Below are 23,306 nucleotides of genomic sequence, written 5' to 3'. Positions count from 1 at the left end.
CTCTTCCTTCTCCCCTGTGGGAGAAGGTGGATCGGCGCGCAGCGCCGAGACGGATGAGGGGTGTTGGAAGAAACGCCAGCGCCGCGATCCGTCCAGCACCCCTCATCCGACCGAGCTGCGCTCGGCCACCTTCTCCCACAAGGGGAGAAGGGAAGAACTCACCCTGCCATTGTCTCCAAGGCTGGCAAATCCCTGCGGCGCGTCACCTTCATCGAACGGCATCATCGCCTGGCAAGCAGGAAGTCGATGAAGACGCGCAACGCCGGCGGAACCTGCCGGGAGCTCGTATGATATAGGTAGAAGCCGGGAAATCGGGGCGACCAGGCTTCGAGAAAACGGATAAGCTTGCCGGCCTCGATCCACGGCCGAACCTGGTATTCCAGCATGTAAGCCACGCCGACCCCGTCCAGGGCCGCCCCGATCATCAGTTCCGTGTCGTTGACCGTCAGACCGCCGTTCACGGCTATTTCCAAAGCGCGCTGGCCTCGCGCAAACTCCCATCGATAGATGTTGCCGCCACCGGGCCATTGGAAATTGATACATTCGTGATGATGCAGGTCAGCGGGATGGCGGGGTATGGGGTGATGCTCCAGATAGCTGGGCGCCGCTACCGCGGCCATCTCCAGCTCCTCGCTGAGCTTCACCGCCACCATGTCCTTATGCAGCCGCTCACCAAGCCTGATACCGGCGTCGAATCGTCCCTCCACAATGTCGGTCAGCATGTCATCGATGATTATGGTGAGGGCAATATCGGGATAGGTGCGGCGGAAATCGCCGAGGATGGGCGCGATGAAACGCATCGCGGCAATGCGTGGAACATTGATGCGCAGCGAGCCTGCCGGTCGATCGCGTGAAGCATGCGCGTCGGCGACAGCCCCTTCGAGCTCGCTGAATGCCGGAGCGAGGCGGGCAAACAGCGTTTCGCCTGTTGCGGTCGGCGACACGCTGCGGGTCGTGCGGTTGAGCAGCCGGACACCGACACGCTCTTCCAGCCCGCGTATCATCTGGCTAAGTGCGGATGGGGAAACCCTGAGCCTGGCCGCGGCGCGGACGAAGCTGCCTTCCTCGACGATCGCCGCAAACGCGTTCAGCTCGGAGAACTCGGTTCCTCGCATTATGTACCCCAAACTTAACAAGCCTATTCGATAATAGGCTATTATCTGAGCAATAGCATGCCCCTAACTTCGACATGGCACTGCCGCCCGATTTGGTGCGGCCGCACACTCAGACGAACAAAGGGACAGCTATGTATCGTTCGCTTGAAGGCAAAACCGCGCTCGTGACGGGCAGTTCGCGCGGCATCGGACGCGCCATCGCCGAGGGGCTCGCGGCAAACGGCGCGGCCGTGGTCGTCAACTATGTCGGTAACGAAAAAGCCGCTCAGGAAGCCGTTGCTGCCATCCGCGAGAATGGCGGAAAGGCCGTCGCCATTCGGGCCGATATCTCCAATATTTCCTACATAAGCCGGCTTTTCGATGAGACCGAAAAGCAGATGGGGCCAATCGACATCGTTGTCGCCAATGTCGGCGTCGCCGTCATAAAGCCGTTCGTCGAGGCCACCGAAGCCGATTTCGACCATGTCTTCGGCGCCAATGCCAAAGGCACCTTCTTCACGCTTCAGGAAGCAGCGCGCCGCGTGCGCGACGGTGGCCGCATCATCGCCGTCTCCACCGGTGGAACCAAAATGTTCTTCACGCAGACGGCACTTTATCTCGGCAGCAAAGGGGCCGTCGAGCAGTTCGTCCGCGTCCTCTCGCGCGAGCTCGGACCGCGCGGCGTCACCGTGAATACGCTTTCGCCAGGCTTTACCGACACCGACCTGCTTCCGGAGCGGGACCGGGCCGTGGCCGCCGACATGTCGCCTTTCGGCAGGATCGGAGCGCCGCGGGATGTTGCCGATGTCGCGGTTTTCCTCGCCTCCGACGAGGCGCGCTGGCTGACCGGCGAGAACATCCAGGCCGGCGGCGGCGTAGCCTGACCTGCGTATGGCCTAATCCGCCATCGTCTCCAGGCTGGCAAACCCCTGCGGCGCGTCGCCTTCGTCGAACGGCGTTGTCACCTCGACGAATGTGTCGGGATAGAAGCCGTTGAACCGTGTCCTGAGCGACAACGAATAGGCGCCGATATGGCCGATCTCGATCCAGTCACCGGTATCGACCGTTTCCGGCAGCCAGAACGGCCGCGACAGGATGTCGACGGAATCGCAGGTCGCACCGCACACCTTGAACGGCACGATGGTCTTCTCCACGCCATTGCGCGAGCGGATCGCCGGGTCTGGAATGAAGCGCGCCGGCAGCGTGATCTTGCCGGTCCATGAATCCGACAGCGACGCCCAGATGCCGTCATTGATGTAGAGCCGCTTGCCCTTGCGCAGCAGCACGCGCACGATCAGCGACAGGCAGCGCGCCACGATCACCCTGCCCGGCTCCGCCACCAGCGGCATCTGGTCGAACTGGTATTCCTTCAAATCGCCCGACAGCCGCGACATGATCTGGCCGAGCGACGGCATCTCGATCAGCTTGCGGTTGGGATCATGGCCGTACTCGGCGGGAAAACCGCCACCGACGTCGAGCCCGGCAATGTCGAAGCTGACGCGGTTGCGCACCCAGTCGGCCGAGGCCAGCGCCCGCTCATAAGTGTCGGGATCCTCGATCTGGCTGCCGACATGAAAGCACAGCCCGACCTTGTAGCCCGTCCGGTTCAGCCTTTCGGCCAGATCGACCGCATTGGCCGGCCCGGCGCCGAATTTCTTCGACAACTCGTAAGCCGCCGATCCTTTCGTCTGGATGCGCACGAACACCGTGATCGCACCCGGATCGATATCGAGCGCCCGAACCACGCGGGTCAGCTTGGTGATCTCGTCCTCATGGTCGAGCGAGATAACGCGGATGCCATATTTCTCCAGCGCCAGCTTGATGTCCGACTGCGCCTTGACCGGATGCATGTAGAGCATCTCGGCGTCGGGCGAGACCGCGCGCACGGCGGCGAACTCACCGGGCGAGGCCACGTCGAAGGCATTGACGCCGGCCTCGACCAGCGCCTTCAGCACGATCTGCTCGCCGTTGGTCTTGACCGCATAGGCGGTCTTGCCGGGAAACATGCCCATGAACTGCCTGGCGTCCGCCTTCAGCACCTGCGGGCGGAAGCAATAGATCGGATCGTCCGGGCGAAGCGCCAGCGCCGCCTCGCGGGCATTTTCGAATCGCTGCATGGACGAATCCCTTGACCTGAACTGCGCACAATTAATCCAACCTATGCGTGAATGAAAACAATTCTGTGTCTCGCGCCGCTGAAGCTGCGGCGCTACGCCGGATGACAGGCCAGACGACAGGAAAGCTAGCCCACCGATCTGGTTTCGGGTGGCCCTTGCCATCGAACAGGATATGGCCTGAACAGACGCTTGATTGGCTTGGCATTCAGGGCCATCTGGGAGGACGATCCATGGCGATCACAACCACGACTGTAATGCGCGGCCCAATGGCCCTGAAAGACTGGGGGCAGCTTCTGCTGCTCGGTGCGATCTGGGGCGGCTCGTTCTTCTTTGCCCGCATTGCCGTTGCTGAGCTCCCCCCGCTGGTGCTGGTGCTGTTTCGCGTCGCCATCGCAGCGCTGGCGCTGCACCTCTATCTTGGCCTGCGCGGCCCGTCCTTCCGCCTCGCCTTGCCGCATGCCGGCCTGTTCTTCCTGCTGGCGCTCGTCAACAACGTCATTCCCTTCTCGCTGATCTTCGCCGGGCAGACCGAGCTTGGCGCCGGTGTCGCCTCGGTGCTCAATTCGACGACGCCGTTCTGGACGTTGATCCTCGCCAACGCGCTTACATCAGACGAAAAACTCTCCTGGAACAAGCTTGCCGGCATCGCGCTCGGCATCGTCGGCACAGCGGTGATGATCGGTCCCGGCCTGCTTGCCGGGCTCGGCGGACCGGTCTGGGCAAAATTCGCGCTGATCGGCGCGTCGCTGTCCTATGCCGTCGCCCTGATGGTGGCCCGCCGCTTCAAAGGCGTGCCGTCACCGATCATCGCCACCGGACAATTGACCGCCTCGACCATCATCATGATCCCGGTCGTGCTGCTCGGCTATGGTCCCGCCAACCTGTTTTCGGCCTCGCCGCCGGTCTGGGCGGCGGTGTTAGCGCTGGCGTTGCTGTCCACTGCCTTCGCCTACATTCTCTATTTCAACCTCGTCGCTTCGGCCGGCGCCACCAACGCCTCGCTGGTCACGCTCATCGTGCCGGCCAGCGCCATCCTGCTCGGTTTCCTGTTCCTGGGCGAACGGCTTGAATTGTTCGAGCTCGGCGGCATGGCGCTGATCGTGCTCGGCCTCGTAACCATCGACGGCCGCATGTTCAGCCGACGGTAGCGTCATTCCTGCGACATCGGTTTCGGGAACGACGGGTTGGCTCAGATGAAGCTGCGTCCCGATCGGTCGGTTCATGAGGTCGGCGAGCGGCACAGCCTGGCCTTGAGCGAGCACGCCCCCCTGCTCCACCTGTATGATGTCATCGGGGAAGACGTCGTCGATCCGTAGTACCCGCGACCCTTCGTAGAACCTGCTCATCAGTTGGCACCCGCGGGATTTTCGACGAGGACGGGGCCGGCGATCGGCGGAGCTGGAATGGTTGCTGTCATGGTTCCAAACGCGCCCTTGCAGACCGGACGTTGGCTAAACGCCTCGTGTTACATTGCTTTACGCTGGGTCAAGATAAAGCAAGCCGCGCATCGGGACAGTCGTCATATGCCGACTGTCGGCAATCCTGATTTCAGAACCGAAAGTCCGCGCAAAAGACGAATCCGGCTTTTGGGCCGACGCGGTAGCGCTGCCATCCTCGATATTGCCCGGGCTTCGCCACAATTTATTCACAGGTCCGAAGCCGGCTTTTGCCGAAGAGTTTCAATGCCTAACGGCAAAGAGCCGGTCGCAAATTCCACAATGTCGTCGCATTGCAACATATTTTCCGCTTGCCTGTGGCACAAATGACCCTAGACTCTGGCCATAGCTCTTTAAGAGGAGGCTATGACATGGGACTCACGAGGCCAATCAACGCATTGATGATTTGTGCTGCATTTGCATTTATCGGAGCCCTGATTATGGGCTTTCTTCCGTAAGACCCGCCAAGCGACGGAAGGCCAGCACCGAATAGTCCAACTCATTGAAAAGGCCGGGTTTTTACCCGGCCTTTTTGGTTTTCAAAACGGCGATAGAGATTACGCCGCGGCAGACCCCGCAGCTTCCGCCTCATGCGAGCGGATGCCGATCATGTGGCAGATGGCGAACACCAGATCGGCACGGTTCATGGTGTAGAAGTGGAAATCGCCGACCCCGCGCTCGACAAGGTCGAGCACCTGCTCGGCCGCAACGGCCGATGCCACCAGCGCGTGCGTCTGCGGGTCCTTCTGCAGCCCGTCGAAGCGCTCGGCCAGCCACGCCGGCACTAGCGCGCCGGCGCGCGACGAGAAATTGGCGACCTGGGTGAAATTGTGAACCGGCAATATGCCCGGCACGATCGGTATGTAGATGCCGGCCCGCCGTGCCCGCTCGACATAGCGCTCGTAAAGATCATTGTCGAAGAAGAACTGGGTGATCGCCCGCGTCGCGCCATTGTCGACCTTGCGCTTCAGCATATCGATGTCGGTGGCGAAATCCGGGCTTTCCGGATGCTTTTCCGGATAGGCGGAGACCGAGATGTCGAAATCGCCGACACCTTTCAGCGCCCCCACCAGTTCGGCACCGTTGGCGTAGCCGTCCGGATGCGGACGGTAGGCGGCGCCGACGCCCTCGGCCGGATCGCCGCGCAAGGCGACGAAGCGGGTGACACCCATCTCGGCGAATTCCTGAATGACCTCATCGACCTCGTGACGCGCCGCGTTGACGCAGGTCATGTGCGCCGCCGGCGTCAGCGCCGTTTCGTTGAGGATGCGCTTGACCGTGCGCGCCGTGCGCTCTCGCGTCGAGCCGCCGGCGCCATAGGTGACGGAGACGAATTTCGGCTTGAGCGGCTCCAGCCGGGTGACTGTGTCCCACAGCCTTGCTTCCATCTCGTCGCTCTTCGGTGGGAAGAACTCGAATGAAACCCGGATCTTGTCGCCAATGTCAGGGCGGCGGGAGAAGCGGAACTGGTTCATCAGGCGGTTTCCCCTATCGGATAGGCATTGGCCGGTTGTGCGTGGCTGGAAGGATCGGCGATCAGCATGCGCTGGTCACGGCCGAGCCACAGCTTTACGGTGAGCCTGGCCTCGTTGCCGCCGCGCGGCTCGAATTCCTGGCTGTCCTCGAGGTCGAGCCCGGCCTCGGAAAACCACTCAGTGATCTGCCGGTCGGAAAAGCCGAGCCGCACATGCGCGTGTGCATCGCGCAGGAATTCCAGCGCATGCGGAGCGAAATCGACGATCACCAGCCGGCCTGCCGGGCGCAACAGCCGCGCTGCCTCGCGGATGGCGCGGGCGGGATCGTCGAGATAGTGCAGCACTTGGTGGATGGTGACGAGATCGAAGGCATCGCGCTCGACCGGCGGCGCGAAAATGTCGCCCTGGCGCACCTGCGCATTCGAAATGCCGGCTTTGTCGAGGTTGGCGCGCGCCACGGTCAGCATCTCGCGCGACATGTCGATGCCGATGCCGCGCCGGTAGAGCGGCGAAAAGATTTCGAGCAGCCGCCCGGTGCCGGTGCCGAGATCGAGCATCGACTGGAACGGCCGCTTGCCGACGAGCTTGAGCAGCGCTGCCTCGACGGCGCGGTCCGGCACATGCAGCGAGCGGATATGATCCCAGCTTGCGGCGTTTACGGAGAAATATTCGGCAGCGCGATCCTGCCGCTTGCGCTTGACCGCTGCCAGCCGCTCGAGGTCACGCTCGACCTGGGGGTCGGCGCCACGGATGCCGGAAACCAGCCTGAGCACGAAATCGCGCGCCGCATCCGAATCCGACAGCCGGAAGAAAGCCCACGAGCCCTCCTGGTAGCGGCCGATCAGTCCGGCCTCCAGCAAAAGCTTCAGGTGGCGCGAGACGCGCGGCTGTGACTGGCCGAGAATTTCGGTGAGATCGGAAACGGTCAGGTCGCCGCGCGACAGCAGCGCCAGGATGCGCAGCCGGCTGGATTCGGCCGCCGCCTTCAAGGTATCTACCATAGTGTCGAGAGCGACATGCATGCGAGCATTCTCTTTGAAAAAGATATAAACATATGTTTATGTCGATTTTGATGGCCTTGCAAGCGCTATGTCGCTTCCGGACAAGAAAATGACGCATGCGTGGTGGATTGCGCAAAGCTGGAAGCATGATCGAGGCGAAAACCATGTTCGAGACGCGCAACGGCGAAAAGCTTCTGGACACCGATCCGGCTGATATGCCGCCGGACGGCCATATCGTCTTCATCGGTCGCATCGCCTCGCCCTGGACCGCGCGGGAAACTTGCCCCAAGAACATGAAAGCTGCGCGGGAGACGGGACAGCCGGCGGTTCTCACGATCGACCAGCCCTATCGTGACGGCCTGCTCGGGCTGGAGCGTGCCAGCCACATCATCATCCTGTCCTGGCTGCACCACGCGCCGCGGGCCCTGATTGTGCAGAAACCCCGCCATGCGGCTGAACCGAAAGGCGTTTTTTCGCTGCGCTCCCCTGCCCGGCCGAACCCGGTCGGGCTGCACATTGCCAAACTCGTCGCCCTCGACATCGACAGCGGCCGCATCGATCTCGACGCCATCGACGTGCTCGACGGCACGCCGGTCATCGACATCAAGCCCTACTTCGCCTCGACCGACGCCTTCCCCGAGGCAACCATGGCCGGACGGGACGAGCCCCCGGGACGGGACGGGCAATGAGCGCGCCAACCGGCCGACGCCGCGCCATCGCCAAGGCGCTGACCGCACTTTTGCCGCTGGCGCCCTATGCCGACATGGAAAAGATCCGCGCCGACGCCGGCGCTGTGCACATGAAGACCTTGCCGCCGACGATCGCCGTGTGGCTGGCGACGACAGCCCATATCCGTCATGTGCACACCGACTACGAAAAGCTCCTGGCCGAAGGCTACGACCGCGACGCGGCGCGTTTCTTCGTCATTGAACAGACCAACATTGTGCTGACCCGCTGGCGCGCCACGCGTCTGCTCGATGACAACGAGGAAGAATAGCTGGTTCTTCGATGGCCCAGCGGCTAATGGCCCAGCGGCGAGCCCAGCCTGTGTCTTGTACTACCCACCGTGCCGCTCTATCCCGCCATCTGGTCGGCGAAAAACGACCTGACGGAGGACGTGATGAGCAAGTCGATCGATCCGCATGCCAAACCACTGCCTGACCTCTCCGCCCATCACATAGACCCGCACTCCTATCCGGATGGCGTTGCCTTCCTGGACGGGCAATATCTGCCGATGTCGCAAGCCAAGATCTCGGTGCTGGATTGGGGCTTCCTGCATTCCGACGCGACTTATGACACGGTGCATGTCTGGGATGGTCGCTTCTTCCGCCTCGACCTGCATCTCGATCGCTTCTTCGGTGGGCTGGAAAAGTTGCGCATGACGATCCCGTTCGACCGCCAAGGCGTGGCCGAAATCCTCCACAATTGCGTGGCGCTGTCGGGTCATCGCGCCGCTTATGTCGAGATGCTGTGCACGCGCGGCGTCTCCCCGACCTTCAGCCGTGACCCGCGCGACGCGGTCAACCGCTTCATGGCTTTCGCCGTTCCCTTCGGCTCGGTCGCCAATGCCGAGCAATTGCAGCGCGGCCTTCATGTGGCGATCAGCGACAAGGTGCGCATCCCACCGGCCTCGATCGACCCGGCGATCAAGAACTATCATTGGCTCGACCTGGTGCGAGGCCTCTACGACGCCTATGACCGCGGCGCGGAGACGGCACTGGTCCTCGATTTCAACGGCAATGTCGCGGAAGGCCCCGGCTTCAACGTCTTTTGCGTGAATGACGGCAAACTGTCGACGCCGGCTGTCGGCGTGCTGCCCGGCATCACCCGTCGCACCGTCTTCGATCTCTGCGCGGAGGCAGGGCTTGCCGTGACAGCGGCCGATGTCAGCGTCGCTGCGCTGCGTCAGTCCGACGAGGTCTTCATCACCTCGACTGCCGGCGGCATCATGCCGGTGACGATGATCGACGGTCTTGCGGTTGCGGACGGCAAGGTCGGCGCGATTACCAGCCGCCTTATGGCGATCTATTGGCAGAAGCACGAGGACCCCGCCTGGTCGAGCCCGGTGCGCTATCCCTGACCAAGCCTGGCCGGCTCTCGTGCGTCGGCTCTCATCAACAAAATGTGCTCTACCTTGGATAGGCCGGGAATGCTTCGTATATGCCGGAAACGGAGAAGCCTCCGTTTACCTGACAACAAGGACCCGCAAGGGCAGGAGCTGGTGGATCATGACACACAAGGTTTGGTTTATTACCGGATCGTCGAAGGGTTTCGGTCGCGTCTGGGCAGAAGCAGCACTCGCCCGCGGCGACCGCGTCGCGGCAACGGCCCGCAATGTCGGCACGCTTACCGACCTCGTCGATAAATATGGCGACCATATCGCCGCAATAGAGCTCGATGTCACCGACAAGAAAGCCGTCGATGCCGCGATTGCCGAAGCGCATGGCCGCTTCGGCCGGCTCGACGTTGTCATCAACAATGCCGGCTATGGCCATTTCGGCGCCATCGAGGAAGTCAGCGAACAGGAAGCCCGCGACCAGATCGAAACCAATGTGTTCGGCGCTCTTTGGGTGACCCAGGCGGCCCTGCCGATCATGCGGGCGCAGCGTTCCGGCCACATCATTCAGATCTCGTCGATCGGCGGCGTCAATGCCTTTGCGTCGCTCGGCCTCTATCATGCGTCGAAATGGGCGCTGGAAGCGTTTAGCCAGTCGCTCAGTATCGAGGTCGCGGAGTTCGGCATCCATGTGACGCTTGTCGAGCCGGGCGGGTTCTCCACCGACTGGGCCGGCCCGTCCGCCAAGGTTTCGAAGCCGATCGCTGCCTATGAGCCGGCCCGTGCCGCGATGGCGGAGCGCCGCAAGCGCTCGGTGGCTGGTGATCCCGCCGCCACCGGACCGGCAATGCTTGAAATCGTCGATGCGGCCGAACCGCCGCTTAGGGTGTTCTTCGGCGATGGCGGCCTGCCGATGGCCAAGCAGGAATATGCCAACCGCATCGCGCTGTGGGAAAAATGGGATCACGTGTCCGTCATGGCGCAGGGCGAGAACAAGAACCGCAAGGCCGCCTAGAGGCGATCCGGAAATCGCTACGCCGCCATGGCGGCGTAGCCCCAGTCTCACCTGCCCTAAGCTCGGTAAATCCACTGCTCCGGCACGCGCACCGAAATCTCCTCGCCGGCCGTGATGCGGCCTGGCTTTTCGACCCAGGCGACGAGGCCGCGCAACCGCTTTGCCGCCTTCGGAAACATCAGCGCGCCGGCCTCATGGTCGGCCATTCCGGCATTTTCGGCGACCGAGCGTCCGGCGATGCGGCAAGGCCCGTTCTGCGCGTCGACCTTGATGGTGACGCCGCCTTTGAAGAACAGCAGCGTGCCGGACGGCAGCATGGAGAGATGCGGCAAGCCTTCGATCAAGAGGTTGGCGCCGATCCACTCCGGCTTGATCTCGGCGATGCCCATCCGCTCGGCGACGATCGCCAGCTCATCCGCCGCCACGACGGACAATTGCCGCTCGTTGCGCATTTCGGTACCGCGTGGATACCAGGGTTCGCGCCCGCCGGAGCGCCGCGTCGCGCCGGCGTGGAAATCGCCGTCGATGCCGTCGAAGCCAAGCCGCAATTCATTCACCGCGCGGGTCTCGAAATGATCCGATGGCGCGACGTAAAGCGCTGCCACCTGCGCGGCAAGCTTCCGCGCCGGGATGATCTCGATCGGATTTTCGGCCTCGGGGAAGAGATCCAGCATAGGCTTCGCTCCTTGCGTGATGCCGCGCAATTAGCCGCAGTCAGCTCATCAGGTCCAGTCTAAAGCGCTGATGCTTCCGATCAAGGAGACTGATGCGATTGTACCGGCTCGTTCCAATGCTGACGCGTACGCGCCAAAATAGATCAGAGCATGCGCAATAGCGCCCCGCCAATCGAATAGCCGGCACCGAAGGCGCAGAGCAGGCCGTAGTCTCCGGCCTTCATGTCGGCGTGGTTCTCCGACAGCGCGACGATCGCGCCGGCGCCGGCGGTGTTGCCGAGGCGCTCCAGCACCATCGGTGCGCGGTCATGATCGACCTCGTGACCGAACGACAATTTTAGGATCATGGCGTTCATCCGGGCATTGGCCTGATGCAGCCAGAAGCGCCGGATTGCTTGCGGCGTCAGCCCGTGCTCGGCCAGGAACTCGACGATGAACTTGTGCCCGGCGACGGTGACTTCCTTGAACACCTTGTTGCCGACCTGCTTGATCAAATTACCTTCCAGATTGATCATGTATGGATCGTCCTGGGCGGTGCGCGTGTGGTAGCCGAGATTGGTGCGGATATTGTTGGACATCTGCGTCCAGGTGCGCGTGTCGAGCACCTCGAAACGTCCCGGCCGCTTCTCGCCCTGGGCAAGCCCCTCGACGATCATCGAAACAGAGGCATCGCCGAAGATGAAATGCGTCTGCCGGTCGCGGAAATTGAGATGGCCGGTGATGATCTCGGGCGTCGTCACCAGCACGCGCCTGTGGGCGCCGGCCCGCACCAGATTGACCGCAATGTGCAATGCCGCCGCAGCCGACGAGCAACCAAGGCCCATATCGAAACCGGCGCCCTTCGTGCCCATCGCCTGCTGCATCTCGATGGCGATCGCCGGATAGGGCCGCTGGTGATGCGAGGCCGAGCAGATCACCAGGTCGATATCCCCAGGCTCCAGGCCGGCATGGTCGAGCGCTTTCCTGGCCGACGCGATGCCGAACTCGGCTTCCAGCGACAGCGCATCGTCCGGCCGCGCCGGAATGCGCGGCGCCATGCGGGTCGGGTCGAGAATGCCTTCCCGCTCGATCACATGGCGGGTCTGCACGCCCGAAGCATGGACGATGAAGGCACTGTCCGATTTCTGCAGCAGCGTCTCACCCGTGGCCCGGCGGCGGACATTCTCCATTTCGACCCAGGCATTGAAGCTGCCGACCAATTCTTCATTGGTGATCGAAGGCTCGGGGATTTCAACGCCGATGCCGCTGATGATGACGCGATGCATTTTCAGTTCGTCCCCATGCGCAGGCGTTGCGGCTTGATGTGGGCGCCGCGAGAGCTCGGCGCAACATCTTTCGCATCAAGCAAGTTTATGCGGGCTTAAATCAAGTGCCTGGGCTAAGCGGCGCGGCGCGCGACGATGAAGAGGCGGGGAAAGCGCAGCAGCACCTTGCCGTTCGCCGTCTTCGGATAGGCTTGCGCGATCGCTGCCGTGTAGCGGTTGAGGAAAAGCCGCCGCTCGTCCTCGTCGAGCGGATCGAGGAACGGCTTCAGCCCGGTCGACTTCAGCCATTCGACGATGGCTTCGGCATCGGCCAGCGGGTGATTGTAGGCGGTGTGCCAGATGTCGAGCCGGTCGGAGAACGGCGACAAAAGATCGTAGTAGAACGATACCGGCGGCAGTTGCCCGCGCGCTGCATTCCTCAGCTTGTCGGCAAACGGCATTTCGGCCGCCGTCTCCCGCATCAGCCGGTGCGAGGGCTCGCTCATATTGTCGGGCATCTGCACGGCAAGCGCGCCGCCGGGCGCCAAAAATCCTATCAGCCGCTGCAAGATCGCCGGATGCTCGGGCAGCCACTGGAACACTGCGTTGGCGAAGATCACGTCGACCGGTTTTTCGGGCTGCCACGCCGCCGCATCGGCCAACTCGAAGGTTACATCAGGCAAACGTGCCCTCGCCTTCTCGATCATGTCGGGCGAGGTGTCGAACCCGCTGACCTGCGCGCTCGGCCAGCGTTCGACCAGCAATTCGGTCGAATTGCCAGGTCCGCAGCCGATATCGACCACCCGCTGCGGTGCCTCCACCGGCACCTGCGCGACGAGATCGCGCGACGGCCGCGTGCGCTCGTCCTCGAATTTCAGATATTGGGCGGCGGACCAATCAGCCATTTCAGCTCCTCAGGTCATTCGAGAATTCGCCGCCCGATATGCGCACTCTACCTCGTCAGCCGCTTATACGTCATCCTGTGCGGATTGACGGCATCGGGGCCCAGCCGGCGGATCTTGTCCTGCTCGTAATCCTCGAAATTGCCCTCGAACCATTCGACATGGCTATCGCCCTCAAAGGCGAGGATGTGCGTCGCCAGCCGGTCGAGGAACATGCGGTCGTGCGAGATGATGACGGCGCAGCCGGCGAAGTTTTCCAGCGCGTCTTCGAGGGCCGCCAGCGTTTCCGTATCGAGATCGTTGGTCGGTTCGTCGAGCAGCAGCACGTTGCCACCGGTCTTCAGCATCTTGGCCAGATGCACGCGGTTGCGCTGGCCGCCGGAAAGGTTGCCGACCTTCTGCTGCTGATCGCCGCCACGAAAATTGAACGACGCGCAATAGGCGCGGGTGTTGGCCTCGAACTTGCCGAGCTTGACCACTTCGGCGCCGCCCGAGATTTCTTCCCACACGGTCTTGGTTGGGTCGAGTGCGTCGCGGCTCTGGTCGACGTAACCGAGCTTGACCGTCTCGCCGACGCGGATCGTGCCGGCATCCGGCTTTTCCTGGCCGGTGATCATGCGGAACAAAGTCGTCTTGCCGGCGCCGTTCGGGCCGATGACGCCGACAATGCCGCCCGGCGGCAGCTTGAATTCGAGATCGTCGATCAGCAGCGTGTCGCCAAAGCCCTTCGACAGATCGTCGACCTCGATCACCACATTGCCAAGCCGTTCGCCATGCGGAATGACGATTTGCGTGTCGCTCGGACGCCGCTTGTCGGCCGCATCCAGCAGGTCCTGGAACGCCTGGATGCGCGCTTTCGACTTGGTCTGCCGGGCCTTCGGGCTGGACTGGATCCACTCGCGCTCGCGGCCGATCGCCCGCTGGCGCGCATCGTCTTCGCGGCCTTCCTGCTTGAGACGCTTGGCTTTGGCTTCGAGATATTTGGTGTAGTTGCCCTCATAGGGAATGCCGCGGCCACGGTCGAGCTCGAGGATCCAGCCGGTGACATTGTCGAGGAAATAGCGATCGTGGGTGATGATCATCACGGCGCCCGGATAGGCACGCAGATGCTTTTCCAGCCACGCCGTGGTCTCGGCATCGAGATGGTTGGTCGGCTCGTCAAGCAGCAGAAGGTCAGGCTGGCGCAGCAGCAGCTGGCAAAGCGCGACGCGGCGGCGCTCGCCGCCCGACAGCTTGGTGACATCGGCTTCCTTGGGCGGACAGCCCAGCGCTTCCATAGCCATCTCGACCTGCTGTTCGAGATCCCACAGGTTCAGCCGGTCCATCTCGTCCTGGAGCTTGGCCGACTCGTCGGCCGTCTCGTCGGAATAGTTCATCATCAATTCGTTGTAGCGCTCGATGATGGCGGTCTTGGCGGCGACACCTTCCATGACGTTCTCGAACACGGTCTTGCTCGCATCGAGCGCCGGCTCTTGCGCCAGGTAGCCGACGGTCGCGCCTTCGGCCAGCCACGCCTCACCGCTCCACTCCTTGTCGATGCCGGCCATGATCTTGAGGATCGTCGACTTGCCGGCGCCGTTCGGGCCGAGGATGCCGATCTTGGCGTCCGGGTAGAAGGAGAGATGGATATTCTCGAGCACCTTCTTGGTGCCATAGGCCTTGTTGAGGCCGGCCATGTGATAGATGAACTGGCGTGCCACGCGCGCTTTCCCTGAAAAGTCGACTGGAATGTCGGATTGAATGGAAGTTGCGCGCTATGTAGGCGATGCCGCGCCGAACGGCAAACTGTTTTGGCATTTGTGGCTCATCTTCGGGCCGAAGACGCTCATCGAACTGTCGCCGCTTTCGGTTCGCTGCATAGCCCGGCGCAAGCTCCGGTTAACCATTCCGCGTCAAAAAGGTGTCGGATGGGGAATCGCCGGCAAGCCGCGATTTCTGCGGTGAAAGATCGGATCGACGGCGTTGTTGAACAGTTGCCTGCTCCTTGCCGAAGCGGTTCTCTATTTCGGTGTCATGGTCACGCTTTTCCGGTTCAGGCACCGCATCGGCCTCGGCGTTTTTGTCTGCGCCCTCGGGGTCATGCATTTCCTGGAAACCTACCTCGCCAGCGTCTTTTATGTCGCGCTGCCATTCGGCATGGTTTCGCCCGGTTCCGCCGTGCTGTTTTCCGGCAAGCTGGTGATGCTGCTGCTGCTCTACATCAAAGAGGACGCCGCAACTGTTCGGCAGCCGATCTACGGCCTGTTGCTCGGCAATGCCCTGATGATCGGGCTTGTGCTGGTCCTGCGCCTGCATGAGATCGCACCGCTTCCCAGTGGCAAGCTTCCCGACATCGGCTTCATCGACCAGATGGGCTGGCTGATGGTGTGGGGCACGACGCTGCTCTTCGTTGACGCCATCCTGATCATCCTGCTCTACGAAAAGCTTGGGCGTTATCTTCGCAAGGCGCTTTTTACCCGCATCCTGGTCTCCGTCGCCTGCGTGCTGACATTCGACCAGGCTGGGTTTTTCACCGCGCTGCATTTCGTCACCGGCGCACCGATCGCGGTTTTCTTCGGCGGCTGGTTCGCCAAGATGGGCGCGGCGCTTGCCTACAGCATCATGCTTGTCGCTTACATCAGATGGTTCGAGGCGCGACAGATCCCGGCCCCGCGCGGGCTGTCCGACATCTTCGACACGCTGACTTATCGCGAGCGCTATGAGGCGCTGGTCGAGCATGTCGGCCGCGACGGGCTTACCGGCCTGCTGCACAGGGGCCGCTTCGACAGCGACGGTGAGACCGCAGTCGCCGCCAGCCTGCGGACGGCCAAGCCGCTCAGCCTCTTGATCATCGATGTCGACCATTTCAAATCGATCAACGACCGCTTCGGTCACGCCGAGGGCGACAAGGTGCTGAAATCCGTCGCCGCCCTGCTCGGAGAGATTGTCGGTCCCGAGGATCAGGTGTTCAGGATCGGCGGCGAGGAATTCGCCATCCTCTGCTTACGTCCGCATTCGGTCGCCAGGCTGCTTGGCGAAAGCATCAGGCACGCGGTCAAGACTTCCGCAAGCACCAGCCGGTTCGGCATCACCGTCAGCGCCGGCATCTCCACCGTCAGCGAGACGACCCGCTGCCTTGCCGATGTTTTCGCGCTGGCCGACCAGCGCCTGTACAAAGCCAAGTCGACCGGACGCGACCGCGTCGTCGGCGAACCGGGCGGCCGCGAGGCCGACAGCCTCAACGCGTGGACCAGGCCAGGGCACGGCGTCGGCGCATAGCATCCAGCCTGCCTGCTGGCTTGTCTGTTATTGGAATCCTGTGGAATCGACAAAGCCTTTCGGGCAGCCGGCTTTGCTTGTCGGCGCGGCAGCCTGCATCAGGTCGCCGAGTCGACTGCTCGGACCGATTGGGCCGGTGAGGCCAAGCGTCAGCTCACCGATCAGCCGCCTACCACTCGCCGAATCGACCAGGCAGGATACCCGGACCCGCTCACCTGCCCCCGCGCCAAACGCGCTATCGAAGGCACTGCGGATCTGATCCGACGTCAGTTGCTTGCCGATGTTCTTTGCGAACAGATCGCGCACCGGCGAAGCATTCACCGCGCGCATCAGGTTCAGCGCATCGGAGAAATACACTTGCTGGCTCTTGCCGTAACAGGTGCCATGCTTGATCCACTCATGTCTTTCCAAGTCGGATGCGGTGCCCGGCATCACCCGATCGAGTTCCGACCGCGTGTTCGGGTCGAGCTCGACCGGCGGCAGGTCCTGCCAGTGCGCCGGATTGTCGTTCGCCTTGTCGGCCGCTGCCACCTGGCAATAGAAATTTCCGTTCGGCTGCGGCCACAGCCCGTGCAAGGTGAAATGCGTCGCGTCGAAACCGGCCGCGGTCTGCGCCTTGCATTCGGTTTTGCCGGGCCTGGTTTCGCAAAAGGCCGGCTGCCAGCTCAGCGCGAGGACATATTCAGGTTTCCCCGAAGCCGGCGCCGCGGACTTCTCCTGATCGGCTGGCGCGGGTGCTGCCGGTTCCGTGGATGCACTGCCGCCCGAAACATGGCCGCAGTCGATCTTCACCCATCGGCGCTCCGGATCGGCCCCCGGCACGCGGATCAGATAGTGCGTGGGGGCATCCTTGTTGCCGGCCAGAAGCTCGTAGCTCTGTCCCGCATCGGTCGAGATGTCGCCAGGGTTCTTGCCGCTCTTGATGGCCTGGGTCGCTGGACAGGCGGCGTCGGCCACGAAAGAGCCGCTCATCTTGACCTCGGCCCGCGCAGCACCCGTTAGCGACGCGGCGACAAACGCCAATCCGAGAACAAGACCTGTCCGCATACGCATAAAAGTACCCCCGGCTAAAAATGCTGTGGCAACAGACTGCCGCCCTCTCTCGGTATCAAATTCTCCATGTCAGAATTGCGATACCCCGCGTAGCGACGCAAGAACAGCGCTGCGGAAAACACGGATTGACGCAAAGCCGGCATCAGCGCACACAAATGCCCGCAGGCGCGAAAACACGTTGGAGACGAAGCGACGATGTCATTCAGCCAGCAGCGCGTGCTCCGATCGCCGACCGGTGCGGCGCTCAACCTTTATGTGAAGCGCGCCGAGGGCCGCCCGCGCGCCGCTATCCAGATCAATCACGGGCTGGCCGAGCACGCCGCGCGCTATGTCCGCTTCGCTACCTTTCTGGGTGAGCGCGGCTTCCATGTCTACGTCCATGACCATCGCGGCCACGGCGCCACCAAGGCGCCAGACGCGCCGCTCGGCCAGTTCGCTCAATCAGATGGCGGCGCCAAGGTCATCGCTGATGTCGCAGCCGTGCACGATTTGATCGCCGGCGAACATCCCGGTCTGCCCGTCATCGTCTTCGGCCATTCCATGGGCGGCCTCGTCGCCCTGAATTTCATGCTTGCCCATTCGGGCCGGCTGCGCGCCGCCGCCATCTGGAACGCTAATTTTTCCGCCGGGCTCGCTGGCCGTGCCGCTCTGGCCATCCTGGCCTGGGAAAAATTCCGGCTCGGCTCCGACGTGCCGTCGCGCATGCTGCCGAGGCTGACCTTCCAGGCCTGGGGCAAAACTGTGCCCTATCACCGGACGCCGTTCGACTGGCTGTCGCGCGACGCAGCCGAGGTCGACAAATACATCGCCGATCCGCTGTGCGGCTGGGATGCCTCCGTGTCGATGTGGCGCGATGTGTTCGGCTTTGTCTTCGACGGTGCCGACGACGCTAATTTTTCCGGCGTCCGCAAGACCCTGCCGATCTGCCTAGTCGGCGGCGAAAAGGACCCCGCCACCGACGGCGGCAAGGCAGTCAGCCATCTCGCTGGACGCCTGCACAGGATGGGCTTTTCGAATCTTGTTTCAAAGGTTTACACCGAGACCCGCCACGAGAGCCTGAACGAGGTAAACCGAGATATCATCATGGATGATTTTGCCGCCTGGGCCGACAGCGTGTTGAAACAAGCCTGATCGAGATAGGCATGGTCGACATTGGCACATTCGGATTGGCCCATTGCAAGAGCCGTGACAGCAGCACGCGGGATTGATAGTGCATGTTGCCCAAAAGTGCGCAGCGGTTTTGGGACAACGACATGCACAAAAAAGAAATCCAAGGCTGCGCTTCCGACCAATCACGGTGATCCATGACCGAGCCTCCGCTGAAAGGCATCCGCGTAATCGAACTCGCCCGCATCCTGGCCGGGCCGTGGGCCGGGCAGCTGCTTGCCGATCTCGGTGCAGACGTCATCAAGGTCGAGAGCCCGGACGGCGGCGACGACACCCGCAAATGGGGTCCGCCCTTCGTCATGAGCCATGACGGCGAGAACCTTTCCGCCGCCTATTACCATTCCTGCAATCGCGGCAAGCGCTCCATCGCTGTCGATTTCTCGACGCCCGAAGGCGCCGAGACGATCCGCCGGCTGGTCGCGACCTCAGACGTGCTGATCGAGAACTTCAAGCTCGGCGGCCTCAGGAAATACGGGCTCGACTATGACAGCTTGCGCAAGAGCAACCCGCGGCTGATCTATTGCTCGATCACCGGCTTCGGCCAGGATGGACCCTATGCGCCACGCGCCGGCTATGACTTCATCATCCAGGGCATGGCCGGCATGATGTCGATCACCGGCGAGGCTGGCCGCGAGCCGCAAAAGGCCGGCGTCGCCATCTCTGACATTTTCACCGGCCTCTATTCGGTGATCGCCATCCAGGCCGCGCTTCGCCACGCCGAGAAAACCGGCGAAGGCCAGCACATCGACATGGCGCTCTATGACACCCAGATCTCGGCGCTCGGCAACCAAAACCTCAATTATCTGGTCTCCGGCAAATCGCCTGTGCAGATGGGCAATGCGCATATGAACATCGCGCCCTACGAAGTGGTGCCGGTGAAGGACGGCCACATCATCCTGGCCATCGGCAATGACGGCCAGTTCGCCAAATTCTGCGCGGCCGTCGGATTGGTCGACCTGCCATCGAACCCCGATTTCGCCACCAATCCCGCCCGGGTCGCCAACCGGGCGAAATTGCGCGAGCATATAATCGAGGCGCTAAAAACCTTCGATCGCGATCCGCTGCTGGCCAAGCTGGAGGCGGCAAGCGTGCCTGCCAGCCCGATCAACACGATCGGCGAGATGTTCGCCGACCCGCAGACCATCGCGCGCGGCATGCGGCTCGACCTCGACGACGGCCACGGCAATCTCTTGCCTTCGGTGCGCGCGCCGATGGTCATGTCGGGCACGCCGCTGGTCTACGAGCGGCCCTCGCCGCGTCTGGGCGAGCACACCGCAGAAATCCTTGCCGAACTGGAGAGATCAGGAAAATGAAGACCGGCGGACAACTGATCGTCGATGCGCTCGAAGCCAACGGCACCGACCGCATCTATTGCGTGCCCGGAGAATCCTATCTTGCGGTGCTCGACGCGCTGCACGATTCGCCGATCCGCACCATCGTCTGCCGCCAGGAAGGCGGAGCTGCGATGATGGCCGACTGCCATGGCCGCCTGACCGGCAAGCCCGGCATCTGCTTCGTCACCCGCGGCCCCGGCGCCACCAACGCCTCGGCCGGCATCCACATCGCCATGCAGGATTCGGTTCCTGTCATCCTGTTTATCGGCCAGGTCGCCAGCCACGCCAAGGAGCGCGAAGCCTTCCAAGAGGTCGACTACGTCAGGTTCTTCGGTGACATCGCCAAATGGGTGGTCGAGATCGACGATGCCGCGCGTATTCCCGAATTCGTCACGCGGGCCTTCGCGGTGGCGACGTCCGGCCGCCCCGGCCCGGTCGTCATCTCGCTGCCGGAAGACATGCTGACCAGCCTTGCCGACGCGCCAGAAGCCCTGCCCCACACGCCGGTCGAAACGCGGCCGGGCGAGGCCGAGCTCGATGCTCTCGAAAAGCTCCTCAACAGGGCGAAGCGCCCCTTCGTTATCCTCGGCGGCACGCGCTGGGATGCGGAGGCCGTCGCGCGGATGCGGACGGTCGCCGAAACCTGGTCGCTGCCGGTCGGCTGCTCCTTCCGCCGCCAGATGCTGTTCGATCATCTACACCCGAACTATGCCGGCGATGTCGGCATCGGCATCAACCCGAAGCTGGCGACCGCCATCAAGCAGGCCGACCTCGTGCTGCTCGTCGGCGGCCGCATGGGCGAGATGCCATCCTCCGACTACACGCTGCTCAAGAGCCCCTACCCCGACCAGACGCTGGTCCATGTCCACGCCGATGCCAGCGAGCTCGGCCGCGTCTACCGACCAACGCTGGCGATCAACGCCTCGCCTTCCGCTTTCGTCGAAGCCTTCGCCGGGCGCAAGCCGGCCGTCACGCCGGTCTGGGCGGATGAAACACCGAAGCTGCACGCCGCCTATCTCGACTGGTCGACACCGCCCGAAAGTGGTCCCGGCGCCGTCCAGATGGGACCGATCATGAACTATCTCGAAACGATGCTGCCCGACGATGCGATCCTCACCAACGGCGCCGGCAACTACGCAACCTGGGTGCACCGCTTCCACCGTTCCCGGCGCTTCGCCACGCAGGCAGCACCGACCTCCGGCTCGATGGGCTACGGCACGCCGGCGGCGGTCGCCGCCAAGGAATTGTTTCCCGAGCGCGACGTGATCGCCTTTGCCGGCGACGGCTGCTTCCTGATGAACGGGCAGGAGTTCGCCACCGCCGTGCAATACGATCTGCCGATCATCGTCGTCGTCGTCAACAACGGCATCTACGGCACCATCCGCATGCATCAGGAGCGCGAGTATCCGGGCCGTGTCGTCGCCACCGATCTCAGAAATCCCGACTTCGCGGCTTTGGCCCGCGCCTATGGCGGCCACGGAGAAACGGTCGAGAAGACGGCCGACTTCGCGCCGGCCTTCGAACGCGCCCGCGCCAGCGGCAAGCCGTCGATCGTCGAGATCAGGCTCGACCCCGAGGCCATCACGCCGACCCGGACGATGACCCAGATCCGCGACAGGTCCTGAGCGTCAGACGCATAGGCCGAGTTCCTTCGCGCCCCCTCTGTCCTACCGGACATCTCCCCCACTGGTGGGGAGATTGGATGTCGCGACTGCTTTCTCCAATTTTCGAAGTTGAACAGGCGCCAACGCCAAAGCTGCCGATCTCCCCCCTTGTGGGGGAGATGTCCGGCAGGACAGAGGGGGGCGCTGTCCCGCAAACTTCGACGGGCTAATGCAGCGCTATAGTCACCCTCGGGCGACATTGCGCTACATCGTCGCCGCCTTCTCGATCTGCCCGCGGATCTCGCCATCCTCGTGGGCCGCCGTATGGATGTTGATGTAATATTTGCCGGCCATCAGGTCGGCAGCCTGCGCGTCGGTCAGCACCGCCGCCCCCTTGAACGGGCTTTTCGGAGCGCCCTTGAACGGGACGGCGACGCCGGCATTTTCACCCTTTGCTGCCGGACCGTGAATATGTCCGGCCGTCGCAGGCCCACTGAGACCTGAATACGTCACGTTCCAGGTGAGCTGTTTCGTGGCGGTGTCGAAGACGAGAGCGGCGGTACCCTTGCCCTCGGTGGTGATGGGCGGATTCTGCTGAGCGCCATCCAGCGTCGCCTTCATCTTCATCATGTCGGCCAAAGCCGGTGAAGCGCACAGGAACGAAGCCGAAACGGCCAGCGCCGAAAGCATCGGCGAGAAGGATTGCATGCGCATGGAAATCTCCGTTGTGGCGATGACATCCGCTGAAGCTGGATGCACCGCAACAACGGTTGTGCGAGCAGATGTTTCCACCGGTAACGGCCTATTTTACGTCCCAACAAAAAGGGGCGGTCGCCCGCCCCTTTTCGAATGCAGGCTTCAGAAGCCCAGTTGATCGCCCTACTTGATCGCCTTGTCGGTGATGGCGGTCGTGTAGGCGCCGGTCGGCTCCTTGGTGATGATCTTCTGGTCAAGCAGCGCCTTGGCGGTGCGTGCGTAGGTCGCCGGGTCGAGCTTGCCGTCGGCGTTGTCGATCAGCTTGGCGACTTCGCCCATCATGCGCTTCTGATGGTTCTCGTCCTGGCCGCCATTGTCCATGACGATGCCGGCCGCCTCGTCGGAATTGTCGACGGCGTATTTCCAGCCCTTCATCGAGGCGCGCACGAAACGCACCATCTTGTCCTCGAAGGCCGGATCCTTGAGCTTGTCCTCGGACGCATAGAGCCCGTCCTCAAGCAGGTCGTTGCCCATCGCCGAGTAGTTGAACACGATCAGTTCTTCCGGCTTGTAGCCGGCGTCGATGAGCTGCCAGTATTCGTTGTAGGTCATGACCGAAATGCAATCCGCCTGCTTCTGGATCAGCGGTTGCACGTCGAAACTCTGCTTCAACACGGTGACGCCGTCCGGACCGCCGTCGGTCTTCAGGCCGAGCTTGTTCATCCAGGCGTAGAACGGATATTCGTTGCCGAAGAACCAGACGCCGAGCGTATGGCCCTTGAAGTCGGCTTCGGTCTTGATCGGGCCATCCTTCGGGCAGACCAGCTGCATGCCGGCCTTCTTGAACGGCTGGGCGATATTGACCAGCGGCACGCCCTTTTCGCGTGCGGCCAGCGCGCCGCCCATCCAGTCGACGATGACATCGGCGCCGCCGCCGGCGATCACCTGCTCGGGCGCGATATCGGGGCCGCCCGGCTTGATCTCGACGTCGAGGCCTTCGGCCTCATAGAACCCCTTGTCCTTGGCGACGTAGTAGCCGGCGAACTGGGCCTGCGTGACCCATTTCAGCTGCAGCGTCACCTTGTCTGCGGCCATCGCCTGGAACGCGGCAAGCGACATCGCGCCGGCCAGCATCGAAATAACAAGTCTTTTCATGTTTTTACCCTCTGAAGTTAAGTGT

23 protein-coding genes are annotated in these 23,306 nt (G+C 62.7%); 12 read left to right on the top strand and 11 right to left on the bottom strand.

All coding sequences use genetic code 11. The features are described from left to right. Positions 1 to 221: 221 nt before the first annotated feature. Positions 222 to 1,115 (bottom strand): LysR family transcriptional regulator, encoded by an 894-nt coding sequence (locus tag EJ075_RS23130; RefSeq protein ID WP_126105872.1) that lies wholly within the window; start codon positions 1,113 to 1,115, stop codon positions 222 to 224. A gap of 131 nt (positions 1,116 to 1,246) precedes the next feature. On the opposite strand from EJ075_RS23130, the gene EJ075_RS23125 reads away from it, so the two are divergent. After that, complete coding sequence (locus EJ075_RS23125; protein ID WP_095482943.1) at positions 1,247 to 1,978, top strand: SDR family oxidoreductase; 732 nt, start codon at positions 1,247 to 1,249, stop codon at positions 1,976 to 1,978. Between the two features lie 12 nt (positions 1,979 to 1,990). Here EJ075_RS23125 and EJ075_RS23120 read toward each other — a convergent pair whose 3' ends face one another. Beyond that, entirely contained in the window at positions 1,991 to 3,211 is a 1,221-nt protein-coding gene (locus tag EJ075_RS23120; protein WP_095482869.1) for an alanine racemase, read from the bottom strand. Positions 3,212 to 3,441: 230 nt separating this feature from the next. Here EJ075_RS23120 and EJ075_RS23115 point away from each other — a divergent pair, with 230 nt between their 5' ends. After that, positions 3,442 to 4,359 carry a DMT family transporter gene (locus tag EJ075_RS23115; RefSeq protein WP_095482870.1) on the top strand — a complete coding sequence of 306 codons (918 nt, stop codon included), beginning with the start codon at positions 3,442 to 3,444 and terminating at the stop codon, positions 4,357 to 4,359. 36 nt (positions 4,360 to 4,395) lie between these two features. Further along, positions 4,396 to 4,527: a hypothetical protein gene (locus EJ075_RS34055; RefSeq protein ID WP_280953341.1), complete on the top strand. Its 132-nt coding sequence runs from the start codon at positions 4,396 to 4,398 to the stop codon at positions 4,525 to 4,527. 677 nt (positions 4,528 to 5,204) lie between these two features. On the opposite strand, the gene metF is transcribed toward EJ075_RS34055, so the two are convergent. Further along, positions 5,205 to 6,122 carry a methylenetetrahydrofolate reductase [NAD(P)H] gene (metF, locus tag EJ075_RS23110; RefSeq protein WP_095482871.1) on the bottom strand — a complete coding sequence of 306 codons (918 nt, stop codon included), beginning with the start codon at positions 6,120 to 6,122 and terminating at the stop codon, positions 5,205 to 5,207. Next, a complete protein-coding gene (locus EJ075_RS23105) occupies positions 6,122 to 7,144 on the bottom strand; it encodes a metalloregulator ArsR/SmtB family transcription factor (protein WP_126105871.1) in 1,023 nt (340 codons plus the stop codon). Before EJ075_RS23105 ends, metF begins: the two co-directional genes overlap by 1 nt. A 143-nt stretch (positions 7,145 to 7,287) precedes the next feature. Between EJ075_RS23105 and tsaA the strand changes: the two genes are divergently transcribed. The 4 genes from tsaA (at position 7,288) to EJ075_RS23085 (ending at position 10,194) form a co-directional block, all read left to right on the top strand. Further along, positions 7,288 to 7,812: a tRNA (N6-threonylcarbamoyladenosine(37)-N6)-methyltransferase TrmO gene (gene tsaA / locus EJ075_RS23100; protein WP_164547315.1), complete on the top strand. Its 525-nt coding sequence runs from the start codon at positions 7,288 to 7,290 to the stop codon at positions 7,810 to 7,812. Next, positions 7,809 to 8,120, top strand: coding sequence for a DUF2293 domain-containing protein (locus EJ075_RS23095; RefSeq protein WP_126105870.1), 312 nt, complete (start codon positions 7,809 to 7,811; stop codon positions 8,118 to 8,120). Before tsaA ends, EJ075_RS23095 begins: the two co-directional genes overlap by 4 nt. A 123-nt stretch (positions 8,121 to 8,243) precedes the next feature. Beyond that, positions 8,244 to 9,203, top strand: a complete 960-nt coding sequence (locus tag EJ075_RS23090) for a D-amino acid aminotransferase (RefSeq protein ID WP_126105869.1) — start codon at positions 8,244 to 8,246, stop codon at positions 9,201 to 9,203. A gap of 148 nt (positions 9,204 to 9,351) precedes the next feature. Beyond that, positions 9,352 to 10,194, top strand: coding sequence for an SDR family oxidoreductase (locus EJ075_RS23085; RefSeq protein ID WP_126105868.1), 843 nt, complete (start codon positions 9,352 to 9,354; stop codon positions 10,192 to 10,194). A 56-nt stretch (positions 10,195 to 10,250) separates the two neighbouring features. Here the strand turns inward: EJ075_RS23085 and EJ075_RS23080 are convergent, their stop codons facing one another. The 4 genes from EJ075_RS23080 to ettA form a co-directional block, all read right to left on the bottom strand. Continuing rightward, entirely contained in the window at positions 10,251 to 10,868 is a 618-nt protein-coding gene (locus EJ075_RS23080) for an MOSC domain-containing protein (RefSeq protein ID WP_126105867.1), read from the bottom strand. A gap of 143 nt (positions 10,869 to 11,011) precedes the next feature. Continuing rightward, positions 11,012 to 12,133: a beta-ketoacyl-ACP synthase III gene (locus EJ075_RS23075; protein WP_126105866.1), complete on the bottom strand. Its 1,122-nt coding sequence runs from the start codon at positions 12,131 to 12,133 to the stop codon at positions 11,012 to 11,014. A gap of 113 nt (positions 12,134 to 12,246) precedes the next feature. Beyond that, a complete protein-coding gene (gene tam / locus EJ075_RS23070; protein ID WP_126105865.1) occupies positions 12,247 to 13,017 on the bottom strand; it encodes a trans-aconitate 2-methyltransferase in 771 nt (256 codons plus the stop codon). A gap of 47 nt (positions 13,018 to 13,064) precedes the next feature. Further along, entirely contained in the window at positions 13,065 to 14,714 is a 1,650-nt protein-coding gene (gene ettA / locus EJ075_RS23065; protein ID WP_126105864.1) for an energy-dependent translational throttle protein EttA, read from the bottom strand. A 40-nt stretch (positions 14,715 to 14,754) separates the two neighbouring features. On the opposite strand from ettA, the gene EJ075_RS23060 reads away from it, so the two are divergent. Continuing rightward, positions 14,755 to 14,958, top strand: coding sequence for a hypothetical protein (locus EJ075_RS23060; RefSeq protein WP_095482881.1), 204 nt, complete (start codon positions 14,755 to 14,757; stop codon positions 14,956 to 14,958). Between the two features lie 18 nt (positions 14,959 to 14,976). Continuing rightward, positions 14,977 to 16,272, top strand: a complete 1,296-nt coding sequence (locus EJ075_RS23055; RefSeq protein WP_126105863.1) for a GGDEF domain-containing protein — start codon at positions 14,977 to 14,979, stop codon at positions 16,270 to 16,272. Between the two features lie 27 nt (positions 16,273 to 16,299). Here EJ075_RS23055 and EJ075_RS23050 read toward each other — a convergent pair whose 3' ends face one another. Beyond that, positions 16,300 to 17,319: a ribonuclease gene (locus EJ075_RS23050; RefSeq protein ID WP_126107426.1), complete on the bottom strand. Its 1,020-nt coding sequence runs from the start codon at positions 17,317 to 17,319 to the stop codon at positions 16,300 to 16,302. Between the two features lie 201 nt (positions 17,320 to 17,520). On the opposite strand from EJ075_RS23050, the gene EJ075_RS23045 reads away from it, so the two are divergent. From EJ075_RS23045 to EJ075_RS23035, 3 genes are all read left to right on the top strand, one after another. Continuing rightward, the gene (locus EJ075_RS23045; RefSeq protein WP_126105862.1) at positions 17,521 to 18,456 is read left to right on the top strand and encodes an alpha/beta hydrolase; all 936 of its coding nucleotides are present in this window, start codon (positions 17,521 to 17,523) and stop codon (positions 18,454 to 18,456) included. A 173-nt stretch (positions 18,457 to 18,629) separates the two neighbouring features. Continuing rightward, positions 18,630 to 19,805 (top strand): CaiB/BaiF CoA-transferase family protein, encoded by a 1,176-nt coding sequence (locus EJ075_RS23040; RefSeq protein WP_126105861.1) that lies wholly within the window; start codon positions 18,630 to 18,632, stop codon positions 19,803 to 19,805. Beyond that, positions 19,802 to 21,451, top strand: a complete 1,650-nt coding sequence (locus EJ075_RS23035) for a thiamine pyrophosphate-binding protein (RefSeq protein ID WP_126105860.1) — start codon at positions 19,802 to 19,804, stop codon at positions 21,449 to 21,451. Before EJ075_RS23040 ends, EJ075_RS23035 begins: the two co-directional genes overlap by 4 nt. Positions 21,452 to 21,694: 243 nt before the next feature. On the opposite strand, the gene EJ075_RS23025 is transcribed toward EJ075_RS23035, so the two are convergent. Together EJ075_RS23025 and EJ075_RS23020 are read right to left on the bottom strand one after the other, a co-directional pair. Then, positions 21,695 to 22,144, bottom strand: coding sequence for a CHRD domain-containing protein (locus EJ075_RS23025; RefSeq protein WP_095482886.1), 450 nt, complete (start codon positions 22,142 to 22,144; stop codon positions 21,695 to 21,697). Positions 22,145 to 22,309: 165 nt separating this feature from the next. Next, entirely contained in the window at positions 22,310 to 23,281 is a 972-nt protein-coding gene (locus EJ075_RS23020) for an ABC transporter substrate-binding protein (RefSeq protein WP_095482887.1), read from the bottom strand. Between the last annotated feature and the right edge of the window lie 25 nt (positions 23,282 to 23,306).

The sequence above is a fragment of the Mesorhizobium sp. M6A.T.Cr.TU.016.01.1.1 genome (genome assembly GCF_003952585.1).
Taxonomy (GTDB): Bacteria; Pseudomonadota; Alphaproteobacteria; order Rhizobiales; family Rhizobiaceae; genus Mesorhizobium; species Mesorhizobium mediterraneum.
Note: the sequence above shows the minus strand (reverse complement) of the source record. Positions and strands in the feature narration are given on the sequence as shown.

Bases quoted from the DNA above. Each gene is read 5' to 3' on its own strand.
- EJ075_RS23130 (WP_126105872.1), bottom strand. From the start codon at position 1,115: ATGCGAGGAACCGAGTTCTCCGAGCTGAACGCGTTTGCGGCGATCGTC.
- EJ075_RS23125 (WP_095482943.1), top strand. From the start codon at position 1,247: ATGTATCGTTCGCTTGAAGGCAAAACCGCGCTCGTGACGGGCAGTTCG.
- EJ075_RS23120 (WP_095482869.1), bottom strand. From the start codon at position 3,211: ATGCAGCGATTCGAAAATGCCCGCGAGGCGGCGCTGGCGCTTCGCCCG.
- EJ075_RS23115 (WP_095482870.1), top strand. From the start codon at position 3,442: ATGGCGATCACAACCACGACTGTAATGCGCGGCCCAATGGCCCTGAAA.
- metF (WP_095482871.1), bottom strand. From the start codon at position 6,122: ATGAACCAGTTCCGCTTCTCCCGCCGCCCTGACATTGGCGACAAGATC.
- EJ075_RS23105 (WP_126105871.1), bottom strand. From the start codon at position 7,144: ATGCATGTCGCTCTCGACACTATGGTAGATACCTTGAAGGCGGCGGCC.
- tsaA (WP_164547315.1), top strand. From the start codon at position 7,288: ATGTTCGAGACGCGCAACGGCGAAAAGCTTCTGGACACCGATCCGGCT.
- EJ075_RS23095 (WP_126105870.1), top strand. From the start codon at position 7,809: ATGAGCGCGCCAACCGGCCGACGCCGCGCCATCGCCAAGGCGCTGACC.
- EJ075_RS23090 (WP_126105869.1), top strand. From the start codon at position 8,244: ATGAGCAAGTCGATCGATCCGCATGCCAAACCACTGCCTGACCTCTCC.
- EJ075_RS23085 (WP_126105868.1), top strand. From the start codon at position 9,352: ATGACACACAAGGTTTGGTTTATTACCGGATCGTCGAAGGGTTTCGGT.
- EJ075_RS23080 (WP_126105867.1), bottom strand. From the start codon at position 10,868: ATGCTGGATCTCTTCCCCGAGGCCGAAAATCCGATCGAGATCATCCCG.
- EJ075_RS23075 (WP_126105866.1), bottom strand. From the start codon at position 12,133: ATGCATCGCGTCATCATCAGCGGCATCGGCGTTGAAATCCCCGAGCCT.
- tam (WP_126105865.1), bottom strand. From the start codon at position 13,017: ATGGCTGATTGGTCCGCCGCCCAATATCTGAAATTCGAGGACGAGCGC.
- EJ075_RS23060 (WP_095482881.1), top strand. From the start codon at position 14,755: ATGGAAGTTGCGCGCTATGTAGGCGATGCCGCGCCGAACGGCAAACTG.
- EJ075_RS23050 (WP_126107426.1), bottom strand. From the start codon at position 17,319: ATGCGGACAGGTCTTGTTCTCGGATTGGCGTTTGTCGCCGCGTCGCTA.
- EJ075_RS23045 (WP_126105862.1), top strand. From the start codon at position 17,521: ATGTCATTCAGCCAGCAGCGCGTGCTCCGATCGCCGACCGGTGCGGCG.
- EJ075_RS23040 (WP_126105861.1), top strand. From the start codon at position 18,630: ATGACCGAGCCTCCGCTGAAAGGCATCCGCGTAATCGAACTCGCCCGC.
- EJ075_RS23035 (WP_126105860.1), top strand. From the start codon at position 19,802: ATGAAGACCGGCGGACAACTGATCGTCGATGCGCTCGAAGCCAACGGC.
- EJ075_RS23025 (WP_095482886.1), bottom strand. From the start codon at position 22,144: ATGCGCATGCAATCCTTCTCGCCGATGCTTTCGGCGCTGGCCGTTTCG.
- EJ075_RS23020 (WP_095482887.1), bottom strand. From the start codon at position 23,281: ATGAAAAGACTTGTTATTTCGATGCTGGCCGGCGCGATGTCGCTTGCC.